The sequence below is a fragment of the Microcoleus sp. B5-D4 genome, from assembly GCF_036705145.1.
GTDB lineage: Bacteria > Cyanobacteriota > Cyanobacteriia > Cyanobacteriales > Microcoleaceae > Microcoleus.
In genome coordinates this window covers 76,409-91,930 of sequence record NZ_JAUBTV010000004.1, presented here as the reverse complement: position 1 = coordinate 91,930, position 15,522 = coordinate 76,409, and the positions used below count along the sequence as shown (strand labels likewise).

Annotated in this window: 11 protein-coding genes; 7 read left to right on the top strand and 4 right to left on the bottom strand. The window is 46.1% G+C overall.

Annotation, left to right across the window (positions count from 1 at the left end; all coding sequences use genetic code 11):
* Positions 1 to 113: 113 nt before the first annotated feature.
* Entirely contained in the window at positions 114 to 1,796 is a 1,683-nt protein-coding gene (locus tag QUB10_RS03240; RefSeq protein ID WP_333199511.1) for a SulP family inorganic anion transporter, read from the bottom strand.
* 255 nt (positions 1,797 to 2,051) lie between these two features.
* Positions 2,052 to 2,264, bottom strand: a complete 213-nt coding sequence (locus QUB10_RS03235) for a hypothetical protein (protein WP_333199509.1) — start codon at positions 2,262 to 2,264, stop codon at positions 2,052 to 2,054.
* On the opposite strand from QUB10_RS03235, the gene QUB10_RS03230 reads away from it, so the two are divergent.
* The 4 genes from QUB10_RS03230 (at position 2,264) to QUB10_RS03215 (ending at position 8,198) form a co-directional block, all read left to right on the top strand.
* Positions 2,264 to 3,091 (top strand): hypothetical protein, encoded by an 828-nt coding sequence (locus QUB10_RS03230; protein WP_333199506.1) that lies wholly within the window; start codon positions 2,264 to 2,266, stop codon positions 3,089 to 3,091. The two genes, QUB10_RS03235 and QUB10_RS03230, sit on opposite strands and share 1 nt — an antisense overlap.
* A gap of 131 nt (positions 3,092 to 3,222) precedes the next feature.
* Positions 3,223 to 3,543 carry a metalloregulator ArsR/SmtB family transcription factor gene (locus QUB10_RS03225; protein WP_333199504.1) on the top strand — a complete coding sequence of 107 codons (321 nt, stop codon included), beginning with the start codon at positions 3,223 to 3,225 and terminating at the stop codon, positions 3,541 to 3,543.
* A gap of 415 nt (positions 3,544 to 3,958) precedes the next feature.
* Complete coding sequence (locus QUB10_RS03220) at positions 3,959 to 6,475, top strand: GH116 family glycosyl hydrolase (protein WP_333199640.1); 2,517 nt, start codon at positions 3,959 to 3,961, stop codon at positions 6,473 to 6,475.
* 289 nt (positions 6,476 to 6,764) lie between these two features.
* Positions 6,765 to 8,198 (top strand): protein adenylyltransferase SelO family protein, encoded by a 1,434-nt coding sequence (locus QUB10_RS03215; RefSeq protein WP_333199502.1) that lies wholly within the window; start codon positions 6,765 to 6,767, stop codon positions 8,196 to 8,198.
* Between the two features lie 320 nt (positions 8,199 to 8,518).
* Here the strand turns inward: QUB10_RS03215 and QUB10_RS03210 are convergent, their stop codons facing one another.
* Together QUB10_RS03210 and QUB10_RS03205 are read right to left on the bottom strand one after the other, a co-directional pair.
* On the bottom strand, positions 8,519 to 10,933 hold the full coding sequence (locus QUB10_RS03210; RefSeq protein ID WP_333199500.1) for a tetratricopeptide repeat protein: 2,415 nt from the start codon (positions 10,931 to 10,933) through the stop codon (positions 8,519 to 8,521).
* The gene (locus tag QUB10_RS03205) at positions 10,890 to 13,088 is read right to left on the bottom strand and encodes a tetratricopeptide repeat protein (protein ID WP_333199498.1); all 2,199 of its coding nucleotides are present in this window, start codon (positions 13,086 to 13,088) and stop codon (positions 10,890 to 10,892) included. The genes QUB10_RS03210 and QUB10_RS03205 overlap by 44 nt, the downstream gene beginning before the upstream one ends.
* A gap of 360 nt (positions 13,089 to 13,448) precedes the next feature.
* Here QUB10_RS03205 and QUB10_RS03200 point away from each other — a divergent pair, with 360 nt between their 5' ends.
* The 3 genes from QUB10_RS03200 to mnmE are packed head-to-tail and all read left to right on the top strand — an operon-like array spanning position 13,449 to position 15,422.
* On the top strand, positions 13,449 to 13,658 hold the full coding sequence (locus QUB10_RS03200; protein WP_333199496.1) for a hypothetical protein: 210 nt from the start codon (positions 13,449 to 13,451) through the stop codon (positions 13,656 to 13,658).
* Complete coding sequence (locus QUB10_RS03195) at positions 13,655 to 14,011, top strand: type II toxin-antitoxin system PemK/MazF family toxin (protein WP_333199494.1); 357 nt, start codon at positions 13,655 to 13,657, stop codon at positions 14,009 to 14,011. The genes QUB10_RS03200 and QUB10_RS03195 overlap by 4 nt, the downstream gene beginning before the upstream one ends.
* A 25-nt stretch (positions 14,012 to 14,036) precedes the next feature.
* A complete protein-coding gene (gene mnmE, locus QUB10_RS03190) occupies positions 14,037 to 15,422 on the top strand; it encodes a tRNA uridine-5-carboxymethylaminomethyl(34) synthesis GTPase MnmE (RefSeq protein WP_333199492.1) in 1,386 nt (461 codons plus the stop codon).
* Positions 15,423 to 15,522: the final 100 nt, after the last annotated feature.

Here is a 15,522-nt window from a genome sequence, read left to right as displayed (position 1 = left end):
TAACGATGACAATAGTTGCTGAATTGTTGCTCCTATTTTCATCGGTTGAACGGTTGGTGAAGAGTTCCCTTTGACGGTAGATACAAAAGATGAAACTAGGAGCAGTGGCATTTTCAGCGTTTAATCAGTTCTTCATACTGACTAACTGATGGAGGAGAGAGAGGACAACTGATAGCCGTTGGAGTTAACGCGCAAACTGCTGCATCGGTGGTCTCGAAACAGTTTTGTTTACCAATTTTGCCCAGCAATCCGCTGCGTTCTAACAAGTTTTGAACTTCAGGTTGTAAGCCAGTCAAAAGGAGGCGACAGTCATGTCGTTTCAAATCGCGATAGATGTCTTCCAAGGCCACGATTCCAGTAGTGTCCATATTGGGCACAAACCGCATCCGCAAAATTAGATACTTCACTTCAGGTTCATCCCGCAAGAAGGTAACAAACCGCTCTGCTGCCCCAAAAAATACAGGCCCGTCAACCCGATAAACGGCAATTTGTTTGCTCAATTCAAGGGGTACACCGGGCGGAAAGGCTTCTGTTTCCGGGATTTTCGCCAAATTGAGCTCGCTCATGCGCTTAATGAATAACGCCCCAGCAGCAATTAGCCCGACTTCCACTGCCAGTACCAAATCAAACAGAATCGTCACCATCCAAGTGAGCATCATGACGCCGAAGTCGGAGTAGGTTGCCCGCATCAGTAAGCCGATCGCTTCCCACTCAATCATCCGCACACTCGTCACCATCAAAATTCCAGCCAATGCTGCCAGGGGAACTTGAGCGGCTAAAGGTGCTAATGTCAAAACGATGATTGCCAGTGCAACCCCGTGAATGATTCCAGACAACCGGGTTTTGCCGCCCGATCGCACATTCACCGCTGTACGGGCGATCGCTCCCGTTGCTGGAATACCGCCAAAGAATGGAACCACAATGTTTGCTAAGCCCTGACCAATCAGTTCGCGATCGCTGTTGTGTTTCTCGCTAACAGTCATACCATCGGCAACCACAGCAGATAGCAGCGATTCAATACTGCCCAATGCGGCTAAAGCTAATGCGGGATTAATCAATTCTCGGATCACCCTAAAATCATTAGCGTGGGGAATCCCTTGGGGCATCGGCAACGATTGTGGGATAGAACCAATGGTGGGAACATCGAGGTGAAAGAAAGAGGCGATCGCCGTTGCCAGCACCAACCCTACCAATGAACCCGGTATGGCAGTCGTAATCCTTGTCCAAAATAGCTTGGTCAGAATCACCACAGTTGCCAACCCGACTGCCTCTAGGTTTAATCCTTCCCAATGGGTAAGGGTTTGCCAGATGCCCGGTAAAAAATGTTCACTACGGGGCAACTGCAACCCAAAGAAATTATTCAACTGTCCGCAAAAAATAATCACAGCGATGCCGTTGGTAAAACCTGCTGTGACTGGATAGGGAATAAACTTGACCAGTCTACCTAGTTTGGCGACGCCCAGGGCAACTTGAATAATTCCTGCCATTACCCCGGCAATCCACACCTTCTCGATACCATATTGGGTGACAATCCCAATCAGGACTACCGCCATCGCTCCCGTGGGCCCTGTAATCTGCACCGGGGAACCACCAAATACCGCCGCCACGATGCCCGCCACAATTGCCGTGTAGAGTCCGGCTTTAGGTTCGACGCCACTGGCCACAGCAAACGCCAAGGCCAGAGGAAGGGCAACCACGGCAGCAGTCAGCCCACCAGTCAAATCACCTCGCCAATGAGCAAAGGTGCGATCGAACCAAAACCGCAGACCACCCATGAAACTTTTTGCTACTGTCATTTAGTTCCAAAAATCTCCTTATGTCTTTGAATTTCTCTATCTGAGAATATTCAAAGTCTTGCATATAGATTAACACTCGTGCTAGATTGTGGCAACCAGCAATCCACCAGGGAATTTTTACCCCGCTGCTGCAATAGCCATCATCTACGAGGATTAACCCTCTGCGGTTGGTACTCGTAGATAGTTAAAACTGGATAAAACATATACACCGAGATGGGTTACATTGAACGACCTTTTCTAAATGGAACAGAAGATTCATGTCGGCGTTGGTGCGTTGTCCGTCTTCTCCCTAATTTCCAAAATATTGTTCTTGCTCGATATTTTTCTCGTACAGATGCGCTCGCCCATCTGCACTTTCTGAGGCGATCGCGACCGACGGCATTTTATGCTGTCGTATTCGATTTTATTCCTAATTAAAGTGGGATCGAGCGGCACAGCAGCTTGTTTTTTGTAGAGTAGCAAAGACAATGAAAATTAAAATTTTTGATGTCGATCGTGGCTTTTGCTCTGCCATTGAAGCCGATGATTATCGTACAGCCATGATTGACTGTGGCTACAGTTTTCGCAATAATTTTCGACCGATCTGGTATTTTCTAAATCATCGAACCCGTCACCTCGATTACTTAATCGTACCCGCTTACACCGAAGAGCATTTAATAGGCTTCTCTGATTTAACGAGTCATTTATTGGAACATAATTTTTCGATTGATTATTTGATTGCTAATCCATCAATTGATGCAAATAGTGTTCCTGAGTTAGCCGTTCGGAATCCCGGCACGGGGAAAGAGCTAAGACTCTTAAACAAAGTTTATAATGGGCAGACAAATGTAGATCAAAGGATTCATCTAGGGGATGTGACTATTTCTTTTTTCTGCAACCAGTATCCAGAGTTTCTTGACGTTCATAATCTCAGCCTAGTTACCTTCCTGTCAGCTCGGAATGTGAATATGATCTTTCCCGGTAATTTGAAGACAGAGGGGTGGCGTGGTTTATTGCGAAATCCCAAATTTCGCGATCGACTTCGCCAAGTCAACCTATTTGTCGCTTCCAATCACGGACAAGAAGATGGTTACTGCCCAGAAGTATTCAACTATTGCAGCCCCGATCTGATTATCATCCCTAACCACGTTCATCGACCGCTTGGGGCATCGAGCATCCGTCAGTATCAACGTCATGCCAGGGGTTTGTGGACAACCTTCGGTAAGCAACGAGTGTTAACCACCGGCGATGCCACAACCATCACGATCGATCAACCGCCAAGTGAATCACTACAGGTAATTACTCAAAAGCACTAAGTCTATTCTATAAGAATCAATAGAAATCGATACCTTAACGCCCCCCGGATTACTTCAGACGGTCACTTGTATGACAGAACATCAGAATGTTAAGATGACCCACAAAGCTTTAAGGATACTTAGGTAATAGAATGGCATTGAAACCGAGCGATTTTAAAGCAGACCTGTTCAAGGTGTTGTCTAATCCAGTGCGGATTCAGATTCTAGATACCCTGCGAACACAAGAGCGCAGCGTCAACGATATCGCTGACTGGCTGGAAATAGAGCCTTCGTCTATCTCTCAGCAATTAGCCGTGTTACGAAGCAGGAATTTGGTGACAAGTCGCAAACAGGGCAACTTTGTGTTCTATTCCATTCGTGACCGGGCTATTTTCAAGATTTTGGATGCCGCGTTAGAAGTATTTAACAACCATCTGGTTGACGTGCGAGATGCCCTGGAACAGTTGCAATAAGAACTAAGGGCTGGTTTATAGAAATCAAGGTTTTGCCAATAGATATCTCCAACAAATAATCTCAAGCTTTTTATAGACGTAGGGCGTATGCAGAGGTGATCGGGGCGCAATATCTTATTTTTCCAAGATGTCGATCGCTGATTATATTATGCCCCGATAAAGTGGCTTGCTGCAATCTAAAATCTAAAATCTAAATCAGAAACTGGGTTTTTTGTGTAAGTCCTATATATCTCACATCTTGCACCATTCTCAAAAACGGACTCTCCGGCCCGTTCCACAAAGAGTATATCTTCTTGTGGAACAGGCCGAAAAGCCTGTTCATAAAAGGCTAATTGAGAATGGTGCAAGATATAAGATATATACTATTAAAGCTCTGCCGGAATTCCACCGATCGCCCTTGCCACTAACACCTATCATGAACGATCGCACATCCAATCCAAACATCCCCCCGCACACCTGGAAACGTCCCATTGGCCTCGGTTGGGAGAATCCCTATACAGTCCGCTACGCAAGCAATCTCGACGACGGCCCCTGGCACGGAATGCCTCTGGGCGGGTTCGGTGCCGGCTGCATCGGGCGATCGCCCCGCGGCGACTTCAACCTCTGGCACATTGACGGCGGCGAGCACATTTTTCGCAGTTTGCCCGCTTGTCAGTTCAGCGTTTTTGAAGAAACTCAAGGCAAGAAACAAGCTTTTGCACTGTCCACTGAACCGCCTAGCGATGGCAGTTTATCTAGTTGGAAATGGTATCCATCGGAAGGAAGTTCGGCAACGGATTATGTAACGGATGTAACGGATGAAATTCTGAAGGCAGACGGAAGAAGGGAAGAGAAGGAAAAATTTCAATCTTCGGGGACTTATCATGCTTTGTATCCGCGCAGTTGGTTTGTATACGAAAATGTGTTTCAGGCTCAATTAAGCTGCGAGCAATTTTCGCCAATTTTGCCGAACAATTATCAGGAAAGCAGTTACCCAGTCGCCATGTTTGAATGGGTGGCACACAATCCTACCGATGCGCCGATTACTCTTAGCATCATGCTGACTTGGGAGAATATTGTTGGTTGGTTTACTAATGCCAATAAGTCCCCGAAAGTGATGGTGCGAGATGATGGTAGTCCATTTTATGACTATCAACCCCGGTGGGGAGAAAGCGGCGGAAATATGAATTTGTTGGTGGAAGATTTTCACCGAATCGGTTGTGTGATGACGCGGTTGACTGCTGAGGACGAACCGCAAGAAGGGGATGGACAATGGGCGATCGCAACTATTACTAATCCAGCGGTAGAGGTATTCTATCAAACTCGCTGGAACCCGGCGGGGAATGGCGAGGAGATTTGGCGCAACTTTTCTGCTGAAGGTTTCTTGTTGGATGACAGAGACGAGACAGCCGCAGCCGCAGGAGAACAGTTGGCTTGTGCGATCGCAGTTCGCTTTACTATTCGACCGGGAAAAACTCGCAAAATCCCCTTTATTATAGCTTGGGATTTGCCCGTTACTGAGTTTGCATCGGGAGTTTGGTACTACCGCCGCTATACGGATTTCTTCGGTCGTAACGGCAAAAATGCTTGGCCGATTATTCGTACTGCAATGAAGCATTCCGATACTTGGCGCGAAAATATTGAAGCTTGGCAAAAACCGATTTTAGAACGGAAAGATTTGTCAGACAGTTTTAAAATGGCTTTGTTTAATGAGTTGTACGCCCTGACAGACGGCGGTACTCTTTGGAGTGCCGCTGACGAACGCGATCCAAAGGGTCAATTTGCGGTTTTGGAGTGCATTGATTACCGCTGGTACGAAAGTTTGGACGTGCGGCTTTACGGTTCTTTTGCTTTGTTGATGCTGTGGCCGGATTTGGAAAAGTCGGTGGTTTTAGCGTTTGCTAGGGCAATTTCTGCCGGAGACGATACGCCGAGAATTATTGGTTGGAATCAAGCTTCGGCTATTAGAAAAGCTGTCGGTGCGACGCCGCACGATTTGGGTGCTCCTAATGAGCATCCTTGGGAGAAAACGAATTATACTAGCTATCAAGATTGCAATTTGTGGAAGGATTTGCCTTGCGATTTTGTGTTGCAGGTTTATCGGGATTTCCTGTTGACTGGCGGCACCGATTGTGAGTTTCTGCAAGAGTGTTGGCCGGCAATTGTTGAGGCTTTGGCTTATCTGAAAACTTTTGATGAGGATGGGGACGGAATTCCTGAGAATTCTGGAGCACCGGATCAGACGTTTGATGACTGGCAAATGCGGGGGATAAGTGCGTATTGCGGGGGTTTGTGGTTGGCGGCGCTGGAGGCTGCGATCGCGATCGGCGAAATCTTGGAAGATGGAGCACCGGAGATAATTCCTAACCCTCAAGCAAAGATAGCATTATATCACAGTTGGCTGCTACAAGCAAGACCGAGCTATCAAGAAAAACTGTGGAACGGCCAATATTACCGTTTGGACAGCGAGAGTAATTCCGAAGTGGTGATGGCTGACCAACTGTGCGGTCAATTTTACGCGAAACTGTTAGGATTGCCGGATATTGTGCCGCCGGAATGTGCAGTCAGCGCTTTAGAGACTGTGTACGAATCTTGCTTTTTGAAATTCAACGATGGCGAGTTCGGTGCGGCGAATGGCGTGATGCTGAATGGTTCGCCGGAAAATCCGAATGCAACTCATCCTTTGGAAGTTTGGACGGGGATTAATTTTGGGTTGGCGGCTTTTTTGGTACAGATGGGGATGGAGGAGAAAGCTTTTAAATTGACGGATGCGGTGGTGAAGCAGATTTATGAAAATGGGTTGCAGTTTCGGACGCCGGAAGCGATTACGGCGGGGGGAACTTTTCGGGCTAGTCACTATTTGCGGGCGATGGCTATTTGGGCAATTTACGGGGTGTTGACCAATTTTAAAGAGGGAATTGGTATATTAGCTGATGAATCCACTAAAATTTAAACAAATTACGCCTTCAACCCCATGTTGAGCCAGGAAAACGGTTAATTAAACTATCAATTTTATTGAAAGTAAAAATTTTCCGCATTCGAGGAAGACATTAATGGTTCATGCTCAAACTTTACCTATGCTAAAATTTGAGCATGAAACAGTACAGGGATGAAAGGAGGAGCGAGACTCGGCTATAAACCAGGGAGACCAAGGGTATGAGGCAATTATTGACACCAATGCAGTCCGCACCTTACCCGTATATAATTTGGAGCGATCGCCAATTTCAAGATAAAATAGAAAAATGTCAAATCCTTTGCTTTCCCTCAACTACGAACCAGCCCTCGAATCCCTCGGCGGCGACTATTTTGATGAAGTCCCTGCAGCCGATTTTCCGCAGCATATTCTCCGCTTCCGCAATGACCAATTATTGCCGACATTGGGTTTAGACCCCGCACAAGTAACCGACCAACATTTCATTGAAGCGTTCGGCGAATTTCACTGCGTCCGCCCTTTTTTGGCACTTCGCTATCACGGCTATCAATTCAACACATATAACCCCAATTTAGGTGACGGTAGAGGCTTCTTATACGGCCAAGTTCGCGGGACTGACGGCAGACTTTACGACTTCGGCACTAAAGGTTCCGGCCGCACTCCGTACTCGCGGGGCGGTGACGGTAGACTTACTCTCAAAGGGGGAATTCGCGAAGTTTTAGCCGCCGAAGCTTTGCACCGGTTGGGAGTGCGGACATCTCGCTGTTTTAGTTTAGTTGAAACTGGGGATGCTTTGTGGCGGGGCGATGAACCATCACCCACCCGATCGTCCGTAATGGTGCGTTTCAGTCATTCTCACATCCGGTTTGGAACTTTTGAAAGATTGCACTATATCCGCCGCCCGGATTTAACTAAAAAACTTTTAGATTTTGTTATTGAATATTACTATCCACAACTGCATTTAGAAGCAAGTAATGCCGGGGTTTCGCCTGCCGAAAAATATGCGCTATTTTATGCAGATTTAGTCAAGCGAGTAGCTGAATTAGTCGCTCAGTGGATGGCAGCAGGATTTTGCCAGGCCGTGCTTAATACTGATAATATGTCAATTACAGGAGAAAGTTTCGATTACGGGCCTTTCGCTTTTATCCCAACTTACAAGCCGCAATTTACCGCAGCTTATTTTGACTATTCGGGTCTTTATTGTTACGGCAATCAACCGTTGATTTGTAGGGACAATTTAGAGAAGCTTCAGCAACCGCTAGCAGCGGCGATTCCTCAAGCTGATCTGGATGCGGGTTTGGCAAAGTTTGGCGATTATTATAATGCAGCTTATCGGCGGTTGATGCTCAATAGATTGGGATTTGAGGATTTGCCAGAGGCGGAGGGAGATGAGTTGTTGAAGGTGACAATTAAAATGCTGGCGGAGTCTCAAGTTGAGTATCACGATTTCTTTTTTCAACTGCGAAGACAGTTTGATCGCACTTGGCGAGATGATGCTAGTCTAATTTTTGCTGAGGCGGAACCGGCAGACTTGATAGCACCTTGGCGACAGTTTTATTATCACGTTTTGCAAAGTTTGTCTGCGGATGATATGGACAAAATGGCGGACTGTTTGCTCCGGCACAATCCCGAACAATCGCTGTTGAGACCGACGATTGAGGCTGTTTGGGAAGCCATTGCTATTGAGGATAATTGGGAACCGTTTTATGAATTGGTTAAACGACTTCAAGACCCAGAAAATTGATAATAGCTAGCATTAATAGCGCGTAAGGGCTGGTCTACCTGCATTTTCTGTTGGTATTAAATATTAAGGTAAACCAGCCCTTACGCCATCTGAGATTATAAAATATTGATCGATAAAAATATAACATCGAGAAATAATCACTAATGACTAATGACCGAAAGCATCCAGGATACAAGCCCCCGGATTCATGCCTTCGCAGACTCAGGACGGAGAAATAAAAAACCTGTATCCGATGAAACTTGCCCCACGAATAAATTCGGGGGGTCAATGCTTCAATTCTTTAATCTAAAATCTAAAATCTAAAATCTAAAATCGATTGACTACTTCAGCTTTTCAATCTCAAATTGTGCATCTTTGTAACCGCCCGTAAGTCCTTGATCGAGAAACATTTTGCCTGCTTTTTCAAAATCGCTAATTGCTCCTGCTTTGTCTCCCAAGGAGCGGCGAACCATGCCTCTACCGTAGTAAGCAGCAGCATAATTCGGACTGATCCGAATAGCTTGCACGTAATCTGCGATCGCACTATTGTAATTCTTTAACTCTTGATAAATCTTAGCCCGATTGGCGTAAGCTTCAGCATTGTTGGGATTGAACCCGATTGCTGCTGTAAAATCTGCGATCGCCCCCTGGGCGTCACCCCCCGCGCTGCGAGCTAAACCACGATTGTTAAAAGCATTAAAATCATTCGGATTCACTGTCAGGGCTTGAGTGCAATCGGCAATTGCTTTCGGATAATCCTTCAAATTTAAATAAGCAATGCAGCGATTGTTGTAAGGAACCCCATCCTCATCGCTCAGCGAAATTGCCTGAGTGCAATCGTCAATTGCCGCTTGATGCGCTCCCAAATTCAACTGCGTGCTACAACGATTAGCGTAAGCATCTCCACTCTTGGGATCGATCGCAATTACCTGAGAATAATCCGCCAAAGCTCCCTGATAATCTCCTAGGTGAAAGCGAGCTCTCCCCCGACTGTAGAAAGCATCAACATTCTTAGCATCAAGTTTAATTGCCTCAGTATAATCTCCAATCCCCCCCTGCAAATCGCCACTCCCAGCGCGAGCCAATCCCCGCGAATGATAAGCTTTCACAAGGTTCGGCTGCAACCGAATTACTTCGTTAAAATCCTGAATAGCCGCCTTGTAATCTTGCAGTTCTAAATAAGCAACTCCTCTTTCATAATATGTATCAGCATCATTGGGCTGGAGATTCAAAGCTTGAGTGTAATCCTCAATCGCCCCGCCCTTGTCGTTAAAATCGTGACGGGCTAGCCCGCGGTTAAAATAAGCCTGAAAATATTTAGGATTGAGAGCGATCGCCTGAGAATAATCCGCAATTGCTTCTTGATACTTTTGTAAATCATAATTAGCATTACCGCGCTGGTAAAAACTCTCGGCATTTTTAGGATTCAATTGAATTGACTTATTAAAAGCCTGCAAAGCGGCCGCCGCCTCTTGATTGCGAGACTTTTCCACTCCCTGTTCGTAATATTCCTTAGCTTTAATCGGATTCGGGCGGCTCCAATAACTAAACAGAAATAGCAGAACTATCGCCGCCCCGAACCCCGCCAAAATCATCAACCAAAATCGACTTCCCAAACGTGACGAAAAACGATCAGAAGAAACTAAGGTGGGAGCCATACTTTTCTTGTGAGCCGGATTCCCCGGTTCTTGGCGGTGCCTCAACTTGCTCAGAGCTAGCAAAACTTCATCCGCAGATTGATAGCGCTTGGCAAATTGGTGACAGACCATTTTATCAATTATATTGGCTAATCCCACAGAACATTGAGCTCGGTTTCGCCAAACAATTTCCCCCGTATGAGAAGGACTCGGATCTTGCAATTTTGGCAAATCCGTACCGGGTAAACCAGTGATAGCTTGGACTGCCATCATCCCGACTGCATAGAGGTCGCTGCTAAATTGCGGGTTTCCTTGAAATTGTTCGATCGGCATATAAGCCGGAGTTCCAGTAGCAATGGTGCGCGGAAATTCTGTATCGTACTCGCTGACGTGACTCGCAACTTCTTTAACCGAACCGAAGTCAATTAAAACTAATTTGCCGTCTGGTTTGCGGCGGATTAAGTTGGAGGGATTAACATCGCGGTGAATCACTCCCTGAGAGTGTACGAAGGCGAGAACTTGTAACACTTCTTCCAACAGATCCAGCACTCGTTCTTCCCGCCAAGGTTGACCGGCCACAATTTCCCTATTTAGGGCGTGTCCGGGCACAAACTCTTCGACGAGGTAGAATTGATTGGCTTCTTCAAAATAAGCGAGTAAAAATGGAATTTGATCGTGTTTTCCCAGCTTTTCTAATATTTCTGCTTCTTGTTTAAATAAGCGGTAAGCTGTTTTGAGAACTGTGGAAGTGTTGCTGGGAGGGCGCAGTTGTTTGACTACACATTGAGGGTGGCCAGGGCGACGAGTATCGACAGCTAAATAAGTTTGTCCGAAAGCACCCGAGCTGAGAATTTGCACTACGCGATAACGCCTGTCTAAAAGTTGACCAACCATGTTCATATCTATAAGTGAGAATTGGTAACGGGGAGGTGGTAATTTGGAATTGGTAACGGGGAGTTGGTAACGAGAAGTTGGTAAGTGGGAATTGGTAATTGGGTCTTCTTCTTTCTTCCTTCTTCCTTCTTCCTTCTTCCTTTTTTCTTCTTTTTTTAACATCTGAATGGAAACTAATAGTTTATTTAGGGTCGTTGATTTGTGCTTGTGCGTTTTGGAAACCATCGGCTCTTCCTTGTTCTAGAAAGAGGGTTGCAGCTTTCTGAAAATCCTCGATCGCCCCGGCACGGTCTTTGAGTTGGCGACGGACGAGGCCTCGGCTGTAAAAAGCGCTAGCATTGTTGGGGTTGAGCCGCAGCGAGTGAGCGAAATCCTCAACTGCTAAAGGGTAATTTTTTAGTTCTGAGTAAATAGTACCGCGATTGCTGTAAGCTACGGCATCGCTGGGATTGAGTCGAATTGCTTGAGTAAAATCTTCCACAGCTCCCTGCTTGTCTCCCGAAGCCGATCGAGCTAATCCTCGATTGCTGTATGCTTTGGGATTGTTGCCGTTAAGTCCGATCGTCAAACTGCAATCTTCGCTGGCCTTTTGAAATTGTTTTAAATTCAGATAAGCAATGCAGCGGTTGTTGTAAGCTGCTTCATCTTTTGGATCGAGGCGAATTCCTTCGGTGCAATCTGCAATCGCTTTGTCGTAGGTGGCCAAATTCAAGTAAGCGCTGCACCGATTGGTATAAGCATCGGCGAGATCTGGTTGTAATTCGATCGCCTTAGTATAATCTTCCATCGCTCCTTGATAATCTGCCAGATTAAATCTCGCTCGACCACGACTGTAGTAAACGCCAGCTTGTTTGGGGCTAATTTGCAGGGCTTGAGTAAAATCTGCCATTGCTCCTGTTTTGTCGCCTGCAGCCGATCGAGCTAAACCCCGATTGCTGTAAGCTGTAGCATCGTTGGGACTGAGCCTAATTGCTTGAGTGTAGTCTTCTATTGCTGTGCGGTAGTCGCCCAACTCGTAGTAAGCTAAACCCCGCTGAGAGTAGGCCTCACCGTCGCTGGGATTGAGTCGCACTACTTGGGTGAAATCTTCCACGGCCCCCCGCTTGTCCCCGATGTCGAGGCGGGCCATACCTCGATTGTAGAGAGCTTTGGTGTGGCTAGGATTGACTTTAATTGCTTGCGTGTAATCCTGTATTGCTTCCTCGGTTGCGCCCATGTCGTAGCGAGCGTTTGCCCGCTTGTAGTAAGTTTCCGCATCGCTGGCATTCAGGGCGATCGCTTGAGTATAATCGGCGATCGCGCCTGTTGTGTCACCTTGCTGCGCCTTGGTAACGCCGCGGGCTAACAATTCTTTTGACCTCGCCGGACTTTGACTCTGCCAAAAGTAAATTATCACTGCCGTCAAGATTAAAGCTGCCGCTGTTGCAGCCAACAGCAGCAGTTTGGTTTGGCTTTGTCTTAGCGGTTGACTCATAGCGTGCGTGATGATTGTGGCTGGCGGCGGCTCAACCTCCAATTTTACGGCGATTTGTTTGAGGTCTGCTAAAACTTCGGCGGCCTCCTGATAACGTTCCTCACAGTCAGGGCGCACCATTCGATCGATAATATCTGCTAGGGCGGCCGAACAAGTTGCCCGGTTTCGCCAGGGAATTTCGTTTTTGTTGTTTTTTAAGGCACTCAGTTCGTTGGGTGAGAGTCCCGTGACGGCAAGCTGGGCGATCGTACCTAGAGCGTAGATGTCGCTATTGTAACGGGGGTTGCCGCTCAATTGCTCGATCGGCACGTATAACTCCTGGGCCCCCAAATCCTGTTTTTTTGCCTCATGGCGTTTAACAGAGTTCGGGGAAGTTTGCGACAACAAATGACAGTTAGCAAGTTCCGGGTTAATTTCTTTGTCTAAGCTAAAGTCTACCAATACAAATTTGCCGTCTGACTCGCGCCGGATCGCTCTGTCTGGTTGAATTCTGCGGTGAATGAAACCTTTGTCGTGTATGAACACCAAAATTTCTAATATTTCTGATAGCAGACCAATTACTTGGTCTTCATCCCAAGGTTCACCGGGTATTAGTTCTTGACTTAAAGGTGAGCCGGCAATAAATTCTTCTATTAAGTATAAACTTTGATTTTCCTCAAAATACGCCAATAATTCGGGAATTTTGTCGTGTTTACCCAATTTTTCAATTATTTCTGCGTTTCTTTGAAATATAACTTTGACTAATTCTGGAGTTTGCGAACTTGTGCCGGGTAGCCGCATTTCTCTAACCGTGCATTGCGGATACCCGGGACGGTGAGTATCTGCTGCTAGATAAGTTTTTCCCACCTCACTTGAGTCTGTGACTTTAATGATGCGGTAACGTCTGTCTAGGAGTTGACCAATCATGCTTTGCCCTCTACCCTGTCAATGTTCCATTATTGCATGAAATCAGAATAGCTCACTGTGGTGTCAAACTTTTAGCTATTGATTCCGGTGTGCCAAGCCGCCGAAGAAATCGCCAGTAGTAGGACTACAGGTGCTGGCAATTTAAAGGCGATCGCCCAAACTTTGAGCCTTGTCTGAATTTGAGCAGTCCAGGACGCAGTGTTAAAAGCCGGGATGCAGTATTTCCGTAAAAAAAACAATTTCTGCGTCGAGGACTATAGCATTAAGATTAGTCCCAGTCTGCTGCCCGTATCGGTTGACTGTAGATGCAAAGCGTGAACTTATAGTATAATTTAGTAACCGAGCAACAGATGACTTAAAATGAACGTACAACTCGTTGACTCCCTAATTCAAGTTATCTTATCTCTCTCCGCAGACGAACAATTAGCGATTACGGACAAATTACTAGAAAAGATCCCGTACCCTTCGACTCAGGAACTTATGCAGCTCGATCAAAGTGGTGGCTGTTTTGACTTTTTGCATGACGAACCTGATATTTACACAATAGAAGATGGAGAACCTATTGCGTGACACTAAAAAAAGGAGATATTGTATTAGTCGAATTTCCATTTACTGATTTGAGTCAGATGAAATTGCGTCCGGCTTTAGTGCTATGTGCTATCTCAAATCCTGATGAAGTTACTGTTTGCTTTATTTCGTCTCAAAATGTTAGCCGTTTGAGTAATGAAGAGTTTGCTTTAAATGTGGAAGATATAGAATTTTCGGCAACGGGATTGCGAGTATCATCTAAAGTTAGAGTAACTCGAATAGCTACCCTCCAACGCAGATTAATTATTAGACGATTGGGTGAATTAGGAAATCTCTATATACAGCAATTAAATGCCTATATGTTCGAGGCATTGCAGATAGGGCGATCGAGATAATTATTAAACTATAGAGCAATTAAAAATGTCTGAATCACTAACAAAAGGAGGAACGATCGCAGCGATCGCCACTGCCATAGTTCCCCAACAAGGCAGCGTCGGCATTGTGCGAGTTTCCGGTTCCGCAGCCTTAAAAATTGCCGAAACTCTGTTTTGCGCCCCAGGACGGCAAATTTGGGAGTCTCACCGCATTCTTTACGGCCACATCCGCCGCCCCAAAACTCAAGAATTAGTCGATGAAGCTTTGCTGCTAATCATGAAAGCACCGCGTTCTTTTACTCGCGAAGATGTGGTGGAATTTCACTGTCACGGCGGTATCATGGCCGTGCAGCAAGTCTTGCAGTTGTGTTTGGAACATGGGGCGAGATTGGCGCAGCCGGGAGAGTTTTCGCTGCGGGCTTTTTTGAACGGGAGGCTCGATTTAACTCAAGCTGAAAGTATTGCAGATTTGGTGGGAGCAAAATCGCCCGCTGCTGCACAAAGTGCTTTAGCTGGTTTGCAAGGAAAATTAGCGCAGCCAATTCGCAAATTGAGAACAACTTGTTTGGACGTGCTGGCAGAAATTGAGGCGAGAATTGATTTTGAGGAAGATTTGCCGCCTTTAGATGAAGCTAAAACTTCTTTGGAAATAAATAATGTTTTGGAGGAATTGTCAACAATTTTGGCAACCGCAGATCGTGGAGAATTGTTGAGAACTGGTTTGAAAGTAGCGATTGTTGGGCGGCCGAATGTGGGAAAATCGAGTTTGTTGAATGCTTGGAGTAAGAGCGATCGGGCGATCGTCACGGATTTGCCCGGTACGACGCGGGATGTGGTAGAATCGCAGCTAGTTGTCGGGGGAATTCCAGTGCAGGTTCTTGATACTGCGGGCATTCGAGAAACCGAGGACAAGGTAGAAAAAATTGGCGTTGAGCGATCGCGCGCCGCAGCAAAACAAGCCGATTTAGTGTTGTTGACAATTGACGCGGAATCTGGTTGGACAGAAGAAGATTCGGAAATTTACGAACAAGTAAACCACCGCCAGCTAATTATAATTATCAACAAAATCGACTTAGTAAAAACCCTCCCCGAACTACCTTTTTCCTCTGAAATTCACCGTATAGTTACCGCAGCCGCCGCCCTCGATCGAGGCATAGAAGACTTAGAAACAGCAATTTTAGATGCCGTCACCGGGGGAAATTTGCAAGCAGCCAACTCAGACTTAGCAATCAACCAGCGACAAGCAGCGGCCTTAACTAAAGCTAAAATTTCTCTGGAACAATGCACGGATACTATTAGCAACAAATTGCCTTTAGATTTCTGGACAATAGATTTACGCGGTGCAATTCAAGCATTGGGGGAAGTGACGGGGGAAGAAGTGACAGAATCAGTGCTCGACAGAATATTTAGCAGGTTTTGCATTGGCAAATAGCAATAGGAAAAGAGTAAATTAAATAGGTAAGCTGTCTCGCATTTAAGTTGTATTTTTAGGGCGGGCGGGACGCCCAACCCACAAGAATTTTACTCTTTTT

What these genes read in the sequence shown, in the direction of transcription:
- QUB10_RS03240 (WP_333199511.1), bottom strand. Translation starts at nt 1,796, where the DNA reads ATGACAGTAGCAAAAAGTTTCATGGGTGGTCTGCGGTTTTGGTTCGAT.
- QUB10_RS03230 (WP_333199506.1), top strand. Translation starts at nt 2,264, where the DNA reads ATGAAAATTAAAATTTTTGATGTCGATCGTGGCTTTTGCTCTGCCATT.
- QUB10_RS03225 (WP_333199504.1), top strand. Translation starts at nt 3,223, where the DNA reads ATGGCATTGAAACCGAGCGATTTTAAAGCAGACCTGTTCAAGGTGTTG.
- QUB10_RS03220 (WP_333199640.1), top strand. Translation starts at nt 3,959, where the DNA reads ATGAACGATCGCACATCCAATCCAAACATCCCCCCGCACACCTGGAAA.
- QUB10_RS03215 (WP_333199502.1), top strand. Translation starts at nt 6,765, where the DNA reads ATGTCAAATCCTTTGCTTTCCCTCAACTACGAACCAGCCCTCGAATCC.
- QUB10_RS03210 (WP_333199500.1), bottom strand. Translation starts at nt 10,933, where the DNA reads ATGGTTTCCAAAACGCACAAGCACAAATCAACGACCCTAAATAAACTA.
- QUB10_RS03205 (WP_333199498.1), bottom strand. Translation starts at nt 13,088, where the DNA reads ATGATTGGTCAACTCCTAGACAGACGTTACCGCATCATTAAAGTCACA.
- QUB10_RS03200 (WP_333199496.1), top strand. Translation starts at nt 13,449, where the DNA reads ATGAACGTACAACTCGTTGACTCCCTAATTCAAGTTATCTTATCTCTC.
- mnmE (WP_333199492.1), top strand. Translation starts at nt 14,037, where the DNA reads ATGTCTGAATCACTAACAAAAGGAGGAACGATCGCAGCGATCGCCACT.